Raw genomic sequence first — 19,014 nt, 5'->3', positions numbered from 1 at the left:
AAGGGAATACACCATGACAACCAACAATACACAAATTCAGGCTGTGGTTTTTGACTGGGCTGGCACAACTGTAGATTTTGGCTCACGTGCACCGATTTTGGCTTTTATGGCTTTATTTAAAGACAATAAAGTTGAAATTACGGTTGAAGAAGCGCGTGCCCCAATGGGTTTAGAAAAACGTGACCATATTGCAGCAGTTTTAAAAATGCCGCGTGTAGCGGCTGCATGGCAGGAAGTTTATGGGAAGCCTGCAGCTGAAGCAGATATTGACCGTTTATATAAGGACTTTATTCCTTATCAATTAGATTCGATTCCAACATGCTCGGCTTTAATTCCGGGTGCACTGGCGACTTTTGAAAATATTAAAAAACGTGGTGCAAAAATCGGCAGTAACACGGGTTATGCATCCATGATGATTGGCCGCTTGGTCAAAGATGCTGCCGATCAGGGTTACCGACCGGATTGTATTGTTACTGCCAGCGACGTGAAATATGGCCGTCCATATCCTGAAATGTTATGGAAAAACTTAATTCAACTCGATGTGTCTGATATTAAAACTGTTGTAAAAGTAGATGATACCGTGGTGGGTATTGACGAAGGTTTAAACGCAGGGTGCTGGACAGTAGGACTTGCGATTAGTGGTAATGAAGTCGGTTTAAGCTATGAAGAGTGGAGTTCGCTATCGGCCGATGAACAGATTATTCTAAAAGATAAGGCATACCAAAAAATGAATGCGTCTGGCGCGCACTATGTGATTGATAGTGTTGCTGATTTGCCAAATGTTTTAGATGATATTGAACGCCGTTTGGGGCAGGGTGAACGACCTTAAACAAAGTTTAGGTCTATATCTTTTTTAAGCTTAGCTCCCTCGGGAGCTAAGCTTACCTAAAAAATTAAAATGAAGAGTAGATACACTCTACATATGTGGAAATAAGGAGTAACTTTAAGAGGTAAATTCCTTATTTCCTGCTAACCATCTAAAACACATGTTTAGATCGTTAGTACCATCAATCCTATAGACACAGGACCTATAGGATTTTTTGTGATGGATCTTTTACGACTTTTGAGGGTCATATAATTTTTCTTTAATAAATAGGGCCGGTATCACGCCACAAATCAGATAGGCAGCACCCATCACGACAAAACCTAAACCAATTGACCCGCCAGAGGCTAAGAAACCAATAGTTGCAGGGGCTAAAGCAGCACCTAAACGTCCAACGTTATAAGCACCGCCAATGGCTGTACCGCGAATAGCGGTCGCAAAGCTTTCGGTCATGTAGGTTGCATTTACGCCATACGGGATGCCGTAGAGGAAACCAAAGGTCACCAGTAAATATAGAATGTTGCTTGGCGAGTTATAAAAGACAATTAAAGGTAGGAAAATAGCAGTGCCGATTGCACCAAAGGCATAGGTAAAACGACGTCCTAATTTATCGGCCATCATGCCCGCAAGAACTTTACCCAAAATCATGGCGGTATATGTACCTACCATATAGGCAGTCATTTCCTTAAATTTCATACCCAGTTCACTTTCAAGGTATGACGGCATCCAGTTGTTTACACCATAGTAGCCAAACTGTAAAAAGCCCGCTGTTAATGCCCATAAGATAAACATATTGCGGTTTCGTTTATCTTGGAAAATAAGCTTAAATGCTGAAGTTTTTTGAGCATTCTGAGGCACAACCGGTTGTTGTAGTCGAGACTTTTGCCATGCTTCTGGTTCCGGTACAAGCACATGCATGAGAACAGCAATAATGACCGGAATAATCGCAACATAAAACAGCATGCGCCAGCCATAATCAGGAATAATCCAACCTGCAAGCAAAGTCGCAACAATATAGCCAACCGTCCAACCTGCTTGTAAAGTGCCCAGTACTGTGGTGCGATAACGGGTTGGGACATATTCGGCCATGAGGGTATTACAGGCGATATAAAGTGAACCTAAACCCAGTGATGCAAAAAATCTTAAAATACCAAACTGAAGAAAGCTTTGAGTGAAACCTAAGCCACAGGTGAGGAGCGAGAAAGTTAAAATAGAAATAACCACAATGCGCACACGACCAAATTTATCGCACGCCCATCCCCCAAAAATTCCACCAACAGCCATGCCTGCCAATGTGAAACTGCCAAGCATACCTGCTTGTACTGAACTTAATCCAAAATCTGCCTTAATACTATTTAAGCTATAAGACAGCATCATCAAATCTGCACCATCTACCAACAGTGCTAGAAAAGCAAAAGTAAAAGCTATTTTCCACGTATGAGGCTGTATACGAGAAAGACCTTCTTTGTAATTTGTAGCCATAATCCATTACCTACATTTGATAAAAAGCACTTCAAGTCGTTTTGAAGCGCTTAAAATTTGATTAAGACGCAGCGCGAATCATGTTTCGGGCAATAATCACTTGTTGAATTTGAGTGGTCCCTTCATAGAGACGGAACAAACGAACATCTCGATAAAAACGTTCAATGGCATATTCACTGACGTAACCCGCACCGCCGTGAATTTGTACGCAGCGATCAGCAACGCGGCCACACATTTCGGTTGCAAACATTTTTGCGCATGAGGCTTCAGTGCTAACGTTTTGTCCTGCATCGCGTAGGCGTGCAGCGTCTAAGACCATACATTTAGCGGCATAAATTTCAGCTTTTGAGTCGGCAAGCATGGCTTGAATGAGCTGGAATTCAGCAATCGGTTGTCCAAATTGCTTGCGTTCGATGGCGTAAATTAAAGAATCATCTAGCATTCGTGTTGCTGCGCCGACACTCAAGGCCGCAATATGCAAACGGCCTTTATCCAGCACTTTCATGGCCGTTTTAAAACCGACACCTTCAACACCACCAATGAGTGCTGAAGCAGGGATGAGACAATTTTCAAAAATAACGTCACAGGTATGGGCACCTTTTTGTCCCATTTTTTTATCGCGTTTGCCAAGAAAAATGCCCGGAGTTTGGCTATCGACAATAAAAGCAGAAATGCCACCAGCGCCTTTAATATCAGGGTTTGTACGTGCCATCACTGTAAATACACCAGCGTGAGGAGCATTGGTAATAAAGCGTTTGGTGCCATTTAAAATATAAAAGTCACCGTCTTTTACTGCGCTGGTTTTTAAAGAGGCGGCATCAGAACCCGCATCTGGTTCGGTTAAGCAAAAAGAACTAATCACTTCACCACGTGCTAAACGTGGCAAGAAAAATGATTTTTGTGCTTCGGTCCCATCAATAATCAGGCCACTTGAGCCAATGCCATTATTGGTTCCAATCAGAGAGCGAAAAGCAGGAGAGGTACGACCCAATTCAAAAGCTACGTAGACCTCTTCTTCCATTGTTAGTCCAAGACCTTCGTACTCTTCAGGAATGGTTAAACCGAATAAGCCGAGAGCTTTCATTTGCTCAACAATATCTTGAGGAATTTCATCCGTTTCAGCGACTTCATTCTCATGAGGAATTAATACACCTTCAACAAATTGTCGAATCATATCAACAAGTTGATTTAAGGTTTCCTGATCTCGAATCATAGTCTCGTCCTTTTACTACATACTAAATACATCAATGTGATGTTCGTAAAATCACCAATATTTGAAGCGATAGTAATCAAAGGATGAATGCAAAACAATATATTTTGAAAATTAATTTCGCAATGCGGTACTTTGTTGTTGATTTATCTTTAGCTAATTTATTGATTTATTTAAGCTATATTTTCTTATAAAAAATCATTATTTTTAGTGGAAAATTAAAGTTTGATTTTTAAAAAGAGGTGTGTATATTAAAAATATATATCGCTATGCGAAATTTTAAATGGATAAGTTTTCCTATAGGAAATAAGTCACAAAATATAGTGGGATGAAGATGGGTGCTTTAAATGGAATTCGGGTACTTGACTTAAGTCGGGTATTGGCTGGGCCTTGGTGTGGACAGATTCTTGCCGATTTAGGCGCAGAAGTAATCAAGATTGAACGACCGAAAGTCGGTGATGATACCCGTTCTTGGGGGCCACCTTGGATGAAAGATGACTCAGGCCAAGACACTCAAGAAGCTGCTTATTATCAGTCCACTAACCGTAATAAACTATCTGTTGCCATCGACATTGCCAGTCCTGATGGCCAAGAATTGATTAAAGCCCTCATTCAAGACACCGATGTCGTGATTGAAAACTACAAAGCGGGTTCTTTGAAAAAGTACGGTTTGGACTATGAGTCTTTATCTGAGATTAACCCTAAACTAGTGTATTGCTCGATAACAGGTTTTGGTCAAAATGGCCCAAGAGCAGAAGAGCCCGGTTATGACTTTATTATTCAGGGCATGGGCGGACTCATGTCAGTTACAGGTGAGCGTGATGATTTGCCGGGTGGTGGTCCACAAAAAGTAGGGGTCGCATTTTCCGATTTAGCCACTGGTCTTTATTCTACGATTGCCATACAGGCTGCTTTACTCAACCGCCATGTGACAGGTTTAGGCCAATACATTGATATGGCTTTGCTTGATGTTCAAATTGCCACAATGGCAAATCAGGGAATGAACTATCTTTCATCGGGTAATATCCCTAAGCGTTATGGCAATGCACACGCCAATATTGTGCCTTATCAAGTGTTCAAAGCTTCTGACCGTGATTTTATTATTGCATGTGGAAATGACACTCAGTTTATTCAACTCTGTCGTAGTATTGGTTTACCCGATTTACCAAATGATGCACGTTTTGCTCGAAATGCGGACCGAATTAAGCATCGCGATGAAATTATCGGAATTTTACAAACTCACTTTTTAACAAAAACAGCAGATGAATGGGTAGATGTAATTTATGCCGCTAAAGTTCCCGTCGGTGTGATTAATAACTTGGAACAAGCTTTTCAAGAGCCGCAGGTCATTGCCCGAGAAATGTTAGTCGAGATGAACCATCCTCAACGTAAAAAATTGAAGGTAATTGGCTCGCCAATCAAACTTTCTAGAACACCCGTTGAATACAAAACAGCACCGCCGCTGTTGGGTGAACATACGCAGGCGGTTTTAGGTCGAGTAGTTTCTCCTGAAAAACTAGCTGAGCTCAAAGAAAAGGGCGTAATTGGGTAATTGATTTAAAAGCGGAAGGTTAAAATTATATTTAAAATCAGAAAATAAAATATTTAATCTTTCGCTTTAATGAGTTAAATGAAGTTATCTTTTAGATGCAGACTCGGATGTTTGCTCTTTTGCTATTTATAGAAAAAATAGATTATAATTTTCGCAGTGCGAAACAAAATGTGGATTGGTATGACAATGAACGATGCAGTAGATGCAGAACAGACAGAAAAATTATTAGCGCCTTTAAGGCATGAATTATTACATCCGATTGAAGACATGCAGGATGAAAATGATCGCCAATTTATTACTGCATTAGCACGTGGTTTAGAGCTATTACGTTGTTTTACACCGAAGCATCAGCATTTGGGCAACCAAGAGCTTGCGCAGATGACAGGTTTACCAAAACCAACCATTACTCGCCTCACACATACCTTGTCGCGTTTGGGTTATATCAAACAAGTACCTAACTCAAGTAAATTCCAGCTTTCAGTTGGTGTTCTTGCGTTTGGTTATTCCATGCTGTCTAACGTGTCGATTCGCTCTATTGCTCATCCATATATGAAAAATTTGGCAGACTATGCTGGCGCTGCTGTAGCCATGGCAACACGTGATCGACTCAATATGATTTACCTTGATGTGGTGCAAGGCAAAGGCAATATGACCATGCGCCGTCAAGTTGGAACCTATTTACCGATTCATCTAAGTTCGATGGGACGTGCATGTTTAGCCGCAATGCCTGAAGATGAAAGAGAGTTTTTACTTGATGCCATTCGTAGTAAGCACAAAGAAGATTGGATCAAAATTAACCGTGATTTAGACAAAGCTTTTAAAGACTACCAAGATTTTGGATATTGTTTCTCAATCGGCGAATGGCATAAAGATGTCAATTCGGTTGCGGTTCCACTCATTCATGAACAACATGGTTTGTTGGTATTTAACTGTGGTGGTCCAAGCTTTATTATGAACCGTGAAAAACTCGAAGAAGATATTGCACCGCGTCTTTTACACATGGTGAATAATATTCGTACTGAGATTAGTTAAACGTATTTAATTTATTTATAAGAGCCAGCTTTGTTTCTCAAGGCTGGCTTTTTAATGGGAGAGTTTTAGGTTGTTTGGCTGTGAAAGTTCGGTTTCCGTTTTTCTTTGAAAGCATTTAATGCTTCTTTAAACTCGGAACCTTGTAAACAACGCGAGAAAATAGTCGACTCATGATCAATACGATTGAGTAGATCATCAATTGGCATATCTCTTAGTAACTTTTTACTGAGCTGTAAGGCTTGGCTTGGTTTGTGAGCGAGTTTAACTGCTACTTCTTCAACTGCCTGATTCAGCCCAGTTGCATCAAATATTTCGTTTACTAGACCATAATTCTTTGCTTGGTCTGCCGAAAACTTTTCACCCAACAAAATAATCTCAGAAGCTCGAGCAAAACCCAATAATCTTGGCAAGATGTAACTTGAACCGGCTTCAGGTACAAGTCCCAAATTCACAAAGGGGAATTGGAAAATAGAGTTTTTGCTTGCATATACAAGGTCGCAATGTAGAAGCATGGTGCTGCCAATACCAATTGCCACACCATTTACTTTAGCAATAATCGGTTTTGGAAACGTTGCTAAGCTTTTTAAGAAAACAATCGAAGCGGGTGGTTCTGAACTGGTGGTATCGCGTTTTTCAAATGCATTGACATCATTGCCGCTGGTAAATGCGGAGTCTTCACCAGTAAGCACAACCACATGAACATCTTGATTAGTTGCAGCCTCATCTAATGCCTGACTTAGGGTCGCATACATTTCGTAATTAATTGCATTCTTTTTAGTTGGATTACTCATGGTGAGCGTTAGTATATTTCTATCAAAAGATTCATGAATTGTGCCTGTTTTAAGCTCGTTTTGAGTTTTGTTGTTCTGCTCCATAATTCATTCCTTTAAATAACTTTCCGTTTAAAATTTCAACTGATTGAAATGATGCTATCGAAAAATAATTCCGTTATCAATTATTTTGTTTTATATTGTGGTATAAAATTTTGTATTGTGAAATTTTTAACTTAAATTGCTTTAAATGCTGATAGGATTTATGAGTAAATAAGCATCTAGCTCTGCTAAGGAAATGAGAAGCTAGCTATAGAACAGTGAGTGGAAAGAATATGAAGACCAAAATTACAGAACTATTTGAAATCGAGCATCCAATTATTCAAGGCGGTATGCATTATGTTGGTTTTGCAGAGCTGGCTGCTGCGGTTTCTAACGCAGGCGGGTTAGGTATTATTACTGGCCTAACTCAACGTACTCCTGAAAATCTAGCAAAAGAAATTGCACGTTGCCGTGAAATGACCGACAAGCCTTTTGGGGTAAATTTAACCTTTTTGCCTACGGTGAATACCCCTGATTATCCGGGTTTTGTAGAGGCAATTATTAAAGGGGGAGTCAAGGTTGTAGAAACAGCAGGGCGTAATCCTGAACAGGTGATGCCATATTTAAAGGCTGCTGGTATTAAAGTAATTCACAAATGTACTTCGGTTCGACATAGCTTAAAAGCTCAGCAAATTGGATGTGATGCGGTTTCTGTAGATGGTTTCGAGTGTGGTGGGCATCCTGGTGAGGATGACGTGCCAAATATGATTTTATTGCCTTTAGCAGCCGATGTATTAGAAATTCCGTTTGTTGCTTCAGGTGGTATGGCAGATGGGCGCTCACTTGCTGCTGCATTAGCGATGGGAGCCGATGGAATTAACATGGGAACGCGTTTTATTGCGACTCAGGAAGCTCCCGTACATGCAAATGTGAAACAGGCGATTTTGAATGCAACCGAACGTGATACGCGGTTAATTATGCGTGCTTTGCGAAACACAGAACGTGTCATGAATAATGCGGCCGTAGAAAAAATCGTAGCAAAAGAAAAAGCGCTAGGCGATAACATTAAATTTGAAGATATTATTGAAGAAGTGGCTGGTGTTTATCCAAAAGTCATGATTGATGGCGATGTAAATGCAGGTGCATGGTCATGCGGTTTAGTCGCAAGCTTGATTCATGATATTCCGACATGCGATGAACTGGTAACTCGAATTGTCAAAGATGCAGAAGATATTATTCGTGGGCGTTTATTAGGACTTTTATAGAATTATCCTAGCTTCTATAACTCATTATTAGCCTAATTTATATACATCAGCACAAGCTTTAATTGTGCTGATTTTTTGCATCACGCACACAATAATAAAGACATAGCACGGCAAAAATTAAACCTAAAATACAGACACCTGTCCATCCGAAGTGTTTCCAAGCATAACTTCCTGCCGTTGTGCCTAAAGCGCCGCCAGCAAAATACCCCGTCATATAAATTGCGTTAAAACGTGAGCGTAGTTCTTGATTAAGTTTAAATACGATACTTTGGTTGGTGACATGCACAGCAGAAAGAGAAGCGTAGAGAATAAGTAAGGCAATAATATAAAAAGCGAAATGGTAGGGTAAAAGTGAAAATAGAACCCAACTTAAAATAAGGCCAACGCCGCAATAAATTGAAATTTTATGGACATAGCCTTGGTCAATAAATTTGCCTGAAAAATTGGCAACGAAAGTTCCTAACACGCCAACAAAACCGAAAAGGCCAATGGTAAAGTCACTAAAAAAATAGGGTGCTGGAGCCAGAAGCAAAGACATGGTGGTAAAGGTTAAACTTACACAAGCAAATGTAAAACCACCAATATAAGTTCTGGTTCTTAACCGTCGATTTTGAATAAAAATCTGTGGAAGAGAGCGAATAGTTTTTGCATAGTTTTCAGATTTAGTCGGTGGAAATAACCCAATATTACGATGCAAAATAATGGCAATGATGAGTAACAGAAAACCACTGACCAGATAAATAATATTCCATGCAAAAAGTGTAGACATCAGCCCAGAAAGGGAGCGGGCGAGTAAAACCCCCATCATCAGTCCACTCAGTAGAAAGCCAACGACACGGCCGCTTTGTTGAATTGGAACCAGACTTGCAGCAAGCGGTAACAACAGTTGGGCTGCACTAGAAAATAGGCCAGTAATGACAGTACCAAGCAGTAAAAGATAAATATTGTGCGAAAACCCGCTAATAATTAATCCGCTTGAAGCCAATAACATAAAGATAAATAGCAGCTTGCGCTTTTCTAATATGTCACCCAACGGCATTAAAAAGAGTAAGCCACATGCGTAGGTGATTTGGGCTAGAGTTGGCACCCACGCTGTAGTTGTTTCAGTTAAATCTAGGCTTACACTAATTGAATGAATAAGTGGCTGACTAAAATAATTTCCACCTGTACAAATGCCTGCGGCAATTGCCATTAAAATAATGGTTGGGGTATAGAGTGCGTTTTTCATCATGCCTTAGTCATAATGAAAGTGGAACTTTAATCAACACAACCATGACTGTTTTAAGCACGACTGTTAGTGCGTTTCATTCAAAGCATCTTGAATATTGTGCACCATGTGGATTAAACGTGGTCCAATTTCACCTTCAAGTTTTTCCGGATTTAAATGAAAACTTGGCGCACCACAGTTAAAAACATAAAGACCGTGTTTCGAACTCACCAAAGGTACAGCCACTGAGTTCACTTCTTTATGCCACTCACCTAAAGACAAACAATATCCATAATCTTGGTAATCACGGAAAGCTCGTTCTAATGAGCGTTTTATGGCTGGCCAGTTTTCGGGGTTCTTTTGTTTCAACGCATCAAGTAGAAAGTTGCGCTCACGTTCAGGAGTCGCAGCCAAGCATGCTCGTCCCATAGAACTGCTATGCAGTGGTAAAGTCGAACCAATTGGACGGCGCATATATAAGGCTGTTTCAATTTGCACAACATCGATATACACCATATTTAAGCGGTCACGTGTTGCCATCGCCACAGGCGCTTGAACATACTGGCTCATCTCTTCCATATATTGATGAGCAATATTACGAATCGAGATGTTAGATAAAGCTGCGTATCCTAAAGATAAGACACCAATATCTAATGTGTACTTGGTCGAGTTAGGCAATTGTTTTAAATAACCTAATGAAACAAGAGTATTGGTAATACGTGCAATGGTCGGTTTAGGTAAACCTGTCATTTTTGCTAATTCTTGGTTGCCAAGCACCTGATTGTTTGCAGAAAAGCATCTTAAAAGTTCTAAACCGCGTGCTAAAGAAGCAATAAATTGCGGGTTGTTTTCCCGATGTATATGCGAAATAGGATCTAAACGTATCTCATCAAAATTTATTGGTTTTTCAGTTTCCGTGTTTTGAGACATTCGATCCTCAAATATAATTAAAGCAATAGTTTTGCCATTATATTTCGCTCTGCAAAATAAATCCATTCATCACTGCGCTGTTGTGATGAATGGATATCTGGTTCAATGGTTATGAAACGTTTTCAATCACCATTGCAAGACCTTGGCCTACACCAATACATAGGCTCACCACGGCATATTTTTTCTTACGGCGTATTAGCTCACGAGCTACTGTTAACGCAAGACGAGCGCCAGATGCACCAAGTGGATGACCAACTGCAATCGCACCACCGTTCGGGTTCACACGTGGGTCATTAAAATCAACATTCAAACCTTTTAAACAAGATAAAACCTGTGAGGCAAAGGCTTCATTAATTTCAATAATATCCATGTCATCTAAAGTAAGGCCAGCACGAGTAACTGCTTTTTTAATGGCTTCGATCGGGCCTGCACCCATAATACGTGGTTCAATACCCGCAGCTGCCGCTGATAAAATTTTTGCCATTGGTTTTAGGTCATATTTTTGACCTGCTGCTTCTGAACCAATTAACAGGGCTGCTGCACCGTCATTAATACCTGAAGCATTACCAGCTGTAACCACGCCACCTTCAAAGAGTGGTTTTAACTTTGTGAGTGCTTCAACAGTTGAACTTGGGCGAGGGTGTTCATCTTCTGAAACGAGTTTGGGCGGTAATTTTTTGCCTTGGAAAACCTCAATTGGAGTAATTTCATCGGCAAAGAAACCTTCTTCTTTGGCTTTTTGATATTTGGCTTGTGATTGAGCTGCAAATAAATCAGCTTGCTCACGGCTAATACCAAAGTCGGCTGCAACGTTATCGCCTGTTTCAGGCATTGAATGACCGCCGTACTGAGCAATAATTTTTTTATTTGGAAAGCGAGAGCCAATGGTGGTGTCATAAATTTTTGCATCACGGCTATAAGCACTTTCTGCTTTACCCATCACAAAGGGTGCACGTGACATACTTTCTACACCACCTGCAATATACAGTTCGCCTTCACCACAAGTAATGGCACGTGCCGAGTCAATCACAGCGCCTAAACCACTCGCACATAGGCGGTTTACTGTCTGGCCTGGTACAGTAACAGGTAAACCGGCGAGTAATAATGCATTTCGTGCCACATTACGGCTATCTTCACCCGCTTGGTTGGTGTCGCCTAAAATCACATCTTCAATATCCGCGCCTGGTACACCTGTTTTTTCTAATAGTTTTTGAATGACAGTTGCGGCTAAATCATCAGGGCGAATTGAGGCAAGTTCACCTGCATGGCGGCCAAATGGGCTACGCAAACCATCATAGATATATGCATTTAACATTGAGAAATTCCTTTTCAAGACTCGTGAGTAAAAGTGAGAGGTAAACGAAGTGCGACACGACGCTGTAACCACGGGCTAGGGCGGTAACGTGGGTCATGCGTAAGTGCTGTTATACGGTTAAGAATGAGTAAGATTTTTTCGCTACCGACTTGATCGCCCCATTCAATTGGTCCAAATGGATAGCCTAAGCCAAGACGTACCGCGGCATTAATGTCATCTACAGTGGCAACATTTTGCTGTGCAATATCGCAGCCTAAATTAATGACCATCGCTAAAACACGCTGCGCAACAAAGCCAATACTTTCAGCAATCATGCTCACCACATTTCCGTCTAAATTGAAAATTGAGTGAGCTGCCTGACTGTATTCAGGTTTGGTAACAAGTGAAGGCATTAAGGTACGGTGCTTTGCAATGCCATAAAGCATGTCTATAGCAACAGCTTGTTCGGGGTTAACTCCTAAGCGGGTCGCCGCTTGGGTTGTGTCTTCGCCGTAACAAGCGAGCAAACATAAGCTATCTGTTTGTGGTTCCGAATTGGTGTCTAAGGTAATATTTTGCTGAGTTAAATAATCTTCGAGCTGTTTTTTATCGTCTAAAAAATCTGCCGCAATCCAAACTTTTGGATATTGCGCTAAACGCTCTACAAACTGAGCAGGTTGTTCACCTGTTTTTGAACCAGTTTCATAATTATAAAAACCTTGATTAACCTTACGTCCTAGTTGCTTGGCATCTAGCATTTGTTTGGTGAGCGGGTTTGGTTTGTAGCGTGCTTCTTCATAGTATTGGTGATAAATCGACTCCATAACTGGATGCGAAACATCAAGGCCAGTTAAATCGAGTAATTCAAAAGGACCCATTCTAAAACCAACGCCGTCACGTAAAATTCGATCAATTTCACTAATATCACAGACGTTTTCATTTAAAATTTTGAGCGCTTCGGTGCCATAAGCGCGGCCTGCGTGATTAATAATAAATCCAGGGGTGTCCTTCGCTACAACAGGGCGATGACCAAATGCACGAGACAGATCATTTAAGGCATCAATAATAAGTGGATCTGTTTTTAAACCACGAATCACCTCGACCACTTTCATGAGTGGAACTGGGTTAAAGAAGTGATAGCCCACCACACGTTCAGGTTTTTTGCAGTTTGCCGCAATGGCTGTAATAGAAAGAGAAGAGGTGTTTGAGGCTAAAATAGTATTATCCGAAACAATATCTTCAAGTTGTTGCATCAAGCTTTGTTTGATATCAAGACGTTCAACAATTGCTTCTACAATCAGGTCGCAATTTTTTAAATCTTCAATTTGATGAGCAACAATTAAATGGTTATTTGCCGCTGTCGCTTGCTCAGATGTAATTTTATTTTTGTCGACTAACTTTTGAAATGTAGCAGCCAGTTTTTCTTTTGCCTGTTCTGCTGCACCTGCTTTGGCATCATATAAATAAGTGGTATGACCTGACTGTGCAGCAATTTGAGCAATACCACTGCCCATGACACCTACACCAATCACAGCCATGCTTTTAATATCATAAGTCATGTCGATCATCCTGATTATTGATCTATATTTGAAATTAAATGGAAAAATAGGGTTGGGTGATTTAGCTTAAGCATTGTTTATCACCATCAATGGGTAAGATTTGACCTGAAATTGAGCGACCACTTTCTGACGCTAAAAATAGGCATAAATCTGCAATATGTTTTGGATTGACAAAATATTTGAGTGACTGATTTTTCAGTGCATTTTGAGTCACTTCTTCAAGTGAGGTATGCGCTACATCGGCGCGGGCCTGTAATACACGTTGAACCCGATCACCATCGACTGCACCCGGAAGAATAGCGTTAACTCGAATATTGTCTGCACCGAGTTCCATAGAAAGGGTTTTGGTAAAACCGATCAGCCCCCATTTTGAGGTGGAGTAAGCTAATCGGTATGGATAGCCTAAGCGTCCGGCAATAGATGACATATTAATAACCACGCCTGCTTCTGCTTTCTTTAAATAGGGAATTGTTAATTGGGTAATTAAAAAAGTGCTATTCAGGTTTAAATTTATAACTGTATTCCAATCTCCAAAACTTAGCTCATCTGCAGCAACAGTCGGGCCTGAAATGCCTGTGTTATTAACTAAAATATCAATACCGCCAAGTTTCTGAACTGCATGACCAAACATGAGTTTAATTTGCTCATGATTAGCTAAATCACAGGTATATATGTGCAGCTTTGGATAATCTTTTTGAAATTGTTCTAGGCTTTTAGCATTAATATCACAAACGAAAACCTCATCCTGATTGTTTAAAAAGACTTCAGCAATGCATCGTCCAATCCCTGAGCCACCTGCACTAATCAATACTTTTCTGGCCATTTTCATTCCTTTGTTATTATGATTTTAAGTTATTTACCTTGATAAGATGGTTTACGCTTTTCGATAAAAGCTTGAACGCCTTCATTTTTATCTTCGGTAGAAAACAACAACTGGAATGCTTTTCGTTCTAGCGTTAAGCCTACATTTAATGGAACATCTTCGCTCATTAAGGCAACTTCTTTAATTTGTTGCAGGGCAATAGGAGGCATTTTTGCGAGGCTTTGCGCCATTTGAATCGCAGTTGGAATAGTTTGGTCATCTTCGGTGACTTGCGAAACAAGACCGATGGTATAAGCTTCTTCGGCTTTGATCATGGCACCCGTCATAATCATGCGCATGGCATGGAATTTACCGACAGCACGAAATAAACGTTGTGTACCACCAGCACCCGGCATTAAACCGACTTTAATTTCTGGTTGACCAAAAGTCGCGCCTTTACCTGCAATAATAATGTCAGCATGCATTGCAAGTTCACAGCCACCACCTAATGCATAGCCATTTACAGCAGCAATCACAGGTTTAGGGCACTGGGCAATCGCATTCCAGTAACGTTCCGTATGACGCAATAACATTTCAGTTGAAGTTGCGGTTGCCATTTCTTTTAGATCTGCGCCTGCGGCAAAGACTTCTTCACCACCTGTGAGCACAACCGCATTGATCTCATCGTTAAAACTTAATTCGGTAAAAGCTTGTGCTAGTTGTTTGCGAACCTCTGTATTCAGTGCATTTTTTGCTTCAGGTCGGTTTATTTTTACAATCGCTATTTTTTGAATAGAAAAGTCGACTTCTACGAAATTATTCCCTATTGATACACTCATTTTTGAATTCCTTGTTTCGCACATCAAAACTATATTCCTTTTATGATGCTTATTTTGGAATTTATTTCAAGTCTTATTTAGTCCATTAGAGCAATTATGATTTATTAAATAAGCTAAGTTATTGATATTGCATAATGGTGATTTTTTAAATTTCGTTAAACGAAATTAATTTTCAAAAAAGCTTGAAATTTATATTTTCGTTCTCGTACTATGAAACACATCCGCAGTAAACAAGATTTAAAACATGGTATCCAGACTAGCTAGAGATGGCTGATGGGTACGATGGAAATACATAAAAAGGGAGATCACAGATGATCCGTGATGAAGGGATGTTGGAGCAGTTACTTTCAACAATTCGAGATTTTGTAAAAAATGAATTGATCCCTCGTGAAAACGAAGTGGTAGAGAAAGACAAAATTCCAGATGACATTGTGCAGCAAATGCGTGAGCTTGGTTTGTTCGGTCTTACAATTCCCGAAGAATATGGTGGCTTAGGCATCACCATGGAAGAAGAAGTCAGAGTTGCATTTGAACTTGGACAAACTTCACCGGCTTTTCGTTCTTTAATTGGTACCAATAACGGGATTGGCTCAAGTGCAATTTTGATTGATGGTACAGAAGAGCAGAAGCAGAAATATTTACCACGTTACGCAAGTGGCGAAATTATTGGTTCATTTTGTTTAACCGAGCCTGAATCTGGTTCTGATGCTGCCTCTTTAAAAACCAGCGCAGTTAAAGATGGTGACTTTTATGTGTTAAACGGCACTAAACGCTTTATTACCAATGCACCCCATGCTGCAACTTTTACCGTAATGGCGCGAACCAATCCTGAAATTAAAGGATCTGGTGGCATTTCAGCTTTTTTAGTTGAGGCGAATACGCCGGGCATTACGTTGGGCAAAATTGACCAAAAAATGGGGCAAAAGGGCTCACACACCTGTGATGTGATTTTTGAAAATTGCCGTGTACCTGCTTCTGCACTGATTGGTGGGATAGAAGGTGTTGGTTTTAAAACGGCCATGAAAGTGCTTGATAAAGGTCGTTTGCACATTGGTGCCTATAGCGTGGGTGTTGCCGAACGCATGTTAAACGACGCATTGCACTATGCGATTGAGCGTAAACAGTTTGGTCAACCTATTGCGAACTTCCAGTTGATTCAAGCCATGCTTGCCGACTCAAAAGCCGAGATTTATGCAGCTAAATGTATGGTTTTAGATGCAGCTCGCCGTCGTGACAATGGCGAAAACATTAGCACAGAAGCATCATGCGCCAAAATGTTTGCGACTGAAATGTGCGGACGCGTTGCTGACCGCTGTGTACAGATTCACGGTGGTGCAGGCTATATCAGTGAATATGCCATCGAGCGTTTTTATCGCGATGTGCGTTTGTTCCGTTTATATGAAGGAACCACGCAAGTTCAACAAATTATTATTGCCAAAAACATGATTAGGGAAGCTACAGCCTAATAAAAAATCAAATGCCATGAGGCATTGGATGCCTCATGTTCCTTCTGAGGATATGGACATGACAACAGAAACAGTTACCCAAAATACGGCTAGCAGTGAAGCTATCCAGACACCAAAAAAGATTTGGATTACCGCATTTATATTCGCTTTTTTAACATTGTTGTGTGATGGGGCAGACTTAGGTTTTTTGGCATTGAGCCTGACCAGTCTTAAAACAGAATTTCATTTAACGGGTGTACAAGCCGGAACATTAGGCAGCTTAACGCTTTTCGGATCGGCTGTGGGTGGTCTGATTGGCGGATGGGCTTGTGACCGTTTTGGGCGAGTACGCATTATTGTGTTTTTTATTGCTTATTCTTCAGTTTTAACCAGCGCACTGGGTTTTACTGATTCTTATATGCAATTTGCAGTTTTAAGAACTTTTGGAGCGATGGGTTTAGGTGCGCTCTATATTGCTTGTAATATTTTAATGTCTGAAATGGTGCCAACCAAACATCGCTCGACTGTTTTGGCTACTCTCATGACTGGTTATACACTGGGTTCTTTGCTCGCGACATTATTAGCTGGACATATTATTCCTGAACATGGCTGGCGTTTCCTTTACTGGATTGCAATTGCGCCTGTGGTATTGTCAGTTTTAATGCACTTTTGTGTACCTGAACCTGAGTCTTGGAAAAAAGCCCGTCAATTAAAAGCGCTAGAAGTCGCTCAAAGTAACCAACCTAAAAAACGTCAAAATCCATATCTTGAGATTTTAAGAGATAAAAAACATGGCACCATGTTTGTGCTTTGGATTATTAGTACGGGTGCATTGCAGTTTGGTTATTACGGCGTAAGTAACTGGTTACCGGCTTATTTAGAGTCTGATCTAGGCATCAAGTTTAAAGAAATGGCGATGTATATGGTCGGTACTTTCCTGATTATGATGTTTGCCAAAGTGATTGCAGGGATCGTTGCCGATAAACTAGGACGCCGCGCTGTATTTGCTTTCGGAACCATTGGCACAGCCTTATTTATTCCAGTGATTGTCTATTTAAATACACCAACCAATATTTTGTGGATGATGCTGTTCTTCGGTTTCCTTTACGGTATTCCATACGCAATTAATGCTACCTATATGACAGAAAGCTTCCCGACTTCTATTCGAGGCTCGGCAGTGGGCGGTGCTTATAACATTGGTAAAGTACTTTCTATTTTCTCTCCATTAACAATTGGTTTTCTATCGCAAAACGGTTCTATTGGTTTAGGACTCTTGGTGATGGCTGCGGCTTATTTTATCTGCGGTGTAATTCCATTGTTATTTATTAAAGACCGACTATTTAACCCGCAAAAGGCAGAGTGACAGATCAATCTGTCACCTTAAATTAAGGATGAAAAGGGACAAGTGAGATGATAAATAAAATCACCAGTGACATTGAACCGATTTTAAAAGCTATTCCTGATGGTGCAACCATCATGACAGGCGGGTTTGGTGTGACGGGGCAACCTGCTGAATTAATTGAAGCCTTAATAGATTTAGGAAAAAAAGAACTCACCGTTGTAAATAACAATGCGGCTTCTGGTGATCGTGGCCTAACCAAGCTCATTATTGCTGGCTGTGTAAAGAAAATGATTTGTTCATTTCCGAAATCTGCTGGGTCAACCGTTTTTCAAGACTTATATAGAGCGGGAAAAATTGAGTTAGAACTAGTTCCACAAGGTAATTTGGCTTGTCGGATTCAGGCCGCAGGGGCTGGTTTAGGGGCTATTTTTACGCCGACTGGTTATGGCACCAAAGTTGCCGAGGGTAAAGAGACCCGAACCATTAACGGTAAAAATTATGTGCTTGAATATCCACTTGAAGCTGATTTTGCACTGATTTATGCCGATAAAGCCGACCGCTGGGGCAATTTAACTTACCGCAAAGCAGCCCGCAATTTTGGGCCGATCATGGCAAAAGCCGCCAAGACCACGATTGTTCAAGTGAATGACACCGTAGAACTAGGAATGCTTGACCCAGAGTGCATTATTACACCGGGAATTTTTGTTCAGCACGTTGTAAAAGTAGGAGATATCTAATGTCAGTTCAAAAGCGTTCTCGTGAAGATATTGCCAAGCTCATTGCCAATGACATTCCGGAAGGTTCTTATGTCAATTTAGGAATTGGCTTACCGACCAACGTTGCTAAATTTTTGCCAAAAGACAAAGAAATCTTTTTACATTCGGAAAATGGGGTTTTGGCTTTTGGGCCACCACCACAACCGGGTGAGGAAGATGAAGACTTAGTAAATGCCGGAAAAGAACTTGTCACTTTATTAGATGGTGGATGTTTTATGCATCATGGTGACTCGTTTGACATAATGCGTGGCGGCCATCTGGACATTTGCGTAATTGGGGCATTCCAAGTTGCGGTAAATGGAGACTTAGCAAACTGGCATACCGGTAAAGCAGATGATGTACCCGCAGTTGGCGGTGCTATGGATTTGGCAGTCGGCGCAAAAACGATTTATGTCTATATGGAGCATGTCACTAAAAAAGGTGAGCCCAAAATTGTAAAGGAAATTACATATCCAATGACGGGTGAGCAGTGTGTAGATCGTATTTATACAGATTTATGCATTATTGAACTCAAAGACCAAAAAGCTTATGTCACGGAAATAGTCGAAGGCTTAACTTTTGATGAATTACAGGCTGTCACAGACTGTGAATTGATAGATGCACGTGTAGCCTAAATTACACACGGAAAAAACGCTTCTTTAAGG

The 19,014-nt window shown here is 40.7% G+C and carries 17 protein-coding genes; 8 read left to right on the top strand and 9 right to left on the bottom strand.

From position 1 onward, the window contains the following. The first annotated feature begins 13 nt into the window (after positions 1-13). Positions 14-829: a phosphonoacetaldehyde hydrolase gene (phnX, locus tag KTJ10_RS02430; protein ID WP_262441262.1), complete on the top strand. Its 816-nt coding sequence runs from the start codon at positions 14-16 to the stop codon at positions 827-829. 225 nt (positions 830-1,054) lie between these two features. On the opposite strand, the gene KTJ10_RS02425 is transcribed toward phnX, so the two are convergent. Continuing rightward, positions 1,055-2,305 (bottom strand): MFS transporter, encoded by a 1,251-nt coding sequence (locus KTJ10_RS02425; RefSeq protein WP_199992881.1) that lies wholly within the window; start codon positions 2,303-2,305, stop codon positions 1,055-1,057. Between the two features lie 61 nt (positions 2,306-2,366). Further along, positions 2,367-3,518: an acyl-CoA dehydrogenase family protein gene (locus tag KTJ10_RS02420; RefSeq protein ID WP_262441261.1), complete on the bottom strand. Its 1,152-nt coding sequence runs from the start codon at positions 3,516-3,518 to the stop codon at positions 2,367-2,369. 331 nt (positions 3,519-3,849) lie between these two features. Between KTJ10_RS02420 and KTJ10_RS02415 the strand changes: the two genes are divergently transcribed. Then, entirely contained in the window at positions 3,850-5,067 is a 1,218-nt protein-coding gene (locus KTJ10_RS02415; protein ID WP_262441260.1) for a CaiB/BaiF CoA transferase family protein, read from the top strand. Positions 5,068-5,253: 186 nt separating this feature from the next. Continuing rightward, positions 5,254-6,099 carry an IclR family transcriptional regulator gene (locus KTJ10_RS02410; protein WP_000996082.1) on the top strand — a complete coding sequence of 282 codons (846 nt, stop codon included), beginning with the start codon at positions 5,254-5,256 and terminating at the stop codon, positions 6,097-6,099. Positions 6,100-6,164: 65 nt separating this feature from the next. Here the strand turns inward: KTJ10_RS02410 and KTJ10_RS02405 are convergent, their stop codons facing one another. Further along, positions 6,165-6,974 carry an enoyl-CoA hydratase gene (locus KTJ10_RS02405; RefSeq protein ID WP_262441259.1) on the bottom strand — a complete coding sequence of 270 codons (810 nt, stop codon included), beginning with the start codon at positions 6,972-6,974 and terminating at the stop codon, positions 6,165-6,167. A 230-nt stretch (positions 6,975-7,204) separates the two neighbouring features. Between KTJ10_RS02405 and KTJ10_RS02400 the strand changes: the two genes are divergently transcribed. Then, complete coding sequence (locus KTJ10_RS02400; protein ID WP_125518544.1) at positions 7,205-8,176, top strand: NAD(P)H-dependent flavin oxidoreductase; 972 nt, start codon at positions 7,205-7,207, stop codon at positions 8,174-8,176. A gap of 58 nt (positions 8,177-8,234) precedes the next feature. Here the strand turns inward: KTJ10_RS02400 and KTJ10_RS02395 are convergent, their stop codons facing one another. The 6 genes from KTJ10_RS02395 to KTJ10_RS02370 form a co-directional block, all read right to left on the bottom strand. Next, positions 8,235-9,407 carry an MFS transporter gene (locus tag KTJ10_RS02395; RefSeq protein WP_262441257.1) on the bottom strand — a complete coding sequence of 391 codons (1,173 nt, stop codon included), beginning with the start codon at positions 9,405-9,407 and terminating at the stop codon, positions 8,235-8,237. Between the two features lie 63 nt (positions 9,408-9,470). Further along, positions 9,471-10,313, bottom strand: a complete 843-nt coding sequence (locus tag KTJ10_RS02390; protein WP_262441256.1) for an IclR family transcriptional regulator — start codon at positions 10,311-10,313, stop codon at positions 9,471-9,473. Between the two features lie 109 nt (positions 10,314-10,422). Next, positions 10,423-11,628: a 3-oxoadipyl-CoA thiolase gene (locus tag KTJ10_RS02385; protein ID WP_060465828.1), complete on the bottom strand. Its 1,206-nt coding sequence runs from the start codon at positions 11,626-11,628 to the stop codon at positions 10,423-10,425. Between the two features lie 14 nt (positions 11,629-11,642). After that, positions 11,643-13,166, bottom strand: a complete 1,524-nt coding sequence (locus KTJ10_RS02380) for a 3-hydroxyacyl-CoA dehydrogenase (protein WP_262441255.1) — start codon at positions 13,164-13,166, stop codon at positions 11,643-11,645. A gap of 61 nt (positions 13,167-13,227) precedes the next feature. Next, positions 13,228-13,989, bottom strand: coding sequence for an SDR family oxidoreductase (locus KTJ10_RS02375; RefSeq protein WP_262441254.1), 762 nt, complete (start codon positions 13,987-13,989; stop codon positions 13,228-13,230). A gap of 29 nt (positions 13,990-14,018) precedes the next feature. Continuing rightward, complete coding sequence (locus tag KTJ10_RS02370; RefSeq protein WP_199992889.1) at positions 14,019-14,807, bottom strand: enoyl-CoA hydratase; 789 nt, start codon at positions 14,805-14,807, stop codon at positions 14,019-14,021. A 311-nt stretch (positions 14,808-15,118) separates the two neighbouring features. On the opposite strand from KTJ10_RS02370, the gene KTJ10_RS02365 reads away from it, so the two are divergent. From KTJ10_RS02365 to KTJ10_RS02350, 4 genes are read left to right on the top strand one after another with little or no spacing between them, the layout of a single operon-like run. Then, entirely contained in the window at positions 15,119-16,273 is a 1,155-nt protein-coding gene (locus tag KTJ10_RS02365; RefSeq protein WP_104080563.1) for an acyl-CoA dehydrogenase family protein, read from the top strand. Between the two features lie 58 nt (positions 16,274-16,331). Continuing rightward, the gene (locus KTJ10_RS02360) at positions 16,332-17,615 is read left to right on the top strand and encodes an MFS transporter (RefSeq protein WP_017481548.1); all 1,284 of its coding nucleotides are present in this window, start codon (positions 16,332-16,334) and stop codon (positions 17,613-17,615) included. Positions 17,616-17,662: 47 nt separating this feature from the next. After that, positions 17,663-18,331, top strand: coding sequence for a 3-oxoacid CoA-transferase subunit A (locus KTJ10_RS02355; protein WP_199976547.1), 669 nt, complete (start codon positions 17,663-17,665; stop codon positions 18,329-18,331). Continuing rightward, positions 18,331-18,984 (top strand): 3-oxoacid CoA-transferase subunit B, encoded by a 654-nt coding sequence (locus tag KTJ10_RS02350; protein WP_068565376.1) that lies wholly within the window; start codon positions 18,331-18,333, stop codon positions 18,982-18,984. The genes KTJ10_RS02355 and KTJ10_RS02350 overlap by 1 nt, the downstream gene beginning before the upstream one ends. Positions 18,985-19,014 lie beyond the last annotated feature (30 nt).

This window comes from Acinetobacter sp. WU_MDCI_Abxc222 (assembly GCF_025514755.1).
In the GTDB taxonomy this organism is placed as follows: domain Bacteria; phylum Pseudomonadota; class Gammaproteobacteria; order Pseudomonadales; family Moraxellaceae; genus Acinetobacter; species Acinetobacter geminorum.
The sequence above is the reverse complement of the archived record's forward strand: the minus strand, read 5'-3'. Positions and strand labels throughout refer to the sequence as shown.

What these genes read in the sequence shown, in the direction of transcription:
- phnX (WP_262441262.1), top strand. Translation starts at nt 14, where the DNA reads ATGACAACCAACAATACACAAATTCAGGCTGTGGTTTTTGACTGGGCT.
- KTJ10_RS02425 (WP_199992881.1), bottom strand. Translation starts at nt 2,305, where the DNA reads ATGGCTACAAATTACAAAGAAGGTCTTTCTCGTATACAGCCTCATACG.
- KTJ10_RS02420 (WP_262441261.1), bottom strand. Translation starts at nt 3,518, where the DNA reads ATGATTCGAGATCAGGAAACCTTAAATCAACTTGTTGATATGATTCGA.
- KTJ10_RS02415 (WP_262441260.1), top strand. Translation starts at nt 3,850, where the DNA reads ATGGGTGCTTTAAATGGAATTCGGGTACTTGACTTAAGTCGGGTATTG.
- KTJ10_RS02410 (WP_000996082.1), top strand. Translation starts at nt 5,254, where the DNA reads ATGAACGATGCAGTAGATGCAGAACAGACAGAAAAATTATTAGCGCCT.
- KTJ10_RS02405 (WP_262441259.1), bottom strand. Translation starts at nt 6,974, where the DNA reads ATGGAGCAGAACAACAAAACTCAAAACGAGCTTAAAACAGGCACAATT.
- KTJ10_RS02400 (WP_125518544.1), top strand. Translation starts at nt 7,205, where the DNA reads ATGAAGACCAAAATTACAGAACTATTTGAAATCGAGCATCCAATTATT.
- KTJ10_RS02395 (WP_262441257.1), bottom strand. Translation starts at nt 9,407, where the DNA reads ATGATGAAAAACGCACTCTATACCCCAACCATTATTTTAATGGCAATT.
- KTJ10_RS02390 (WP_262441256.1), bottom strand. Translation starts at nt 10,313, where the DNA reads ATGTCTCAAAACACGGAAACTGAAAAACCAATAAATTTTGATGAGATA.
- KTJ10_RS02385 (WP_060465828.1), bottom strand. Translation starts at nt 11,628, where the DNA reads ATGTTAAATGCATATATCTATGATGGTTTGCGTAGCCCATTTGGCCGC.
- KTJ10_RS02380 (WP_262441255.1), bottom strand. Translation starts at nt 13,166, where the DNA reads ATGACTTATGATATTAAAAGCATGGCTGTGATTGGTGTAGGTGTCATG.
- KTJ10_RS02375 (WP_262441254.1), bottom strand. Translation starts at nt 13,989, where the DNA reads ATGGCCAGAAAAGTATTGATTAGTGCAGGTGGCTCAGGGATTGGACGA.
- KTJ10_RS02370 (WP_199992889.1), bottom strand. Translation starts at nt 14,807, where the DNA reads ATGAGTGTATCAATAGGGAATAATTTCGTAGAAGTCGACTTTTCTATT.
- KTJ10_RS02365 (WP_104080563.1), top strand. Translation starts at nt 15,119, where the DNA reads ATGATCCGTGATGAAGGGATGTTGGAGCAGTTACTTTCAACAATTCGA.
- KTJ10_RS02360 (WP_017481548.1), top strand. Translation starts at nt 16,332, where the DNA reads ATGACAACAGAAACAGTTACCCAAAATACGGCTAGCAGTGAAGCTATC.
- KTJ10_RS02355 (WP_199976547.1), top strand. Translation starts at nt 17,663, where the DNA reads ATGATAAATAAAATCACCAGTGACATTGAACCGATTTTAAAAGCTATT.
- KTJ10_RS02350 (WP_068565376.1), top strand. Translation starts at nt 18,331, where the DNA reads ATGTCAGTTCAAAAGCGTTCTCGTGAAGATATTGCCAAGCTCATTGCC.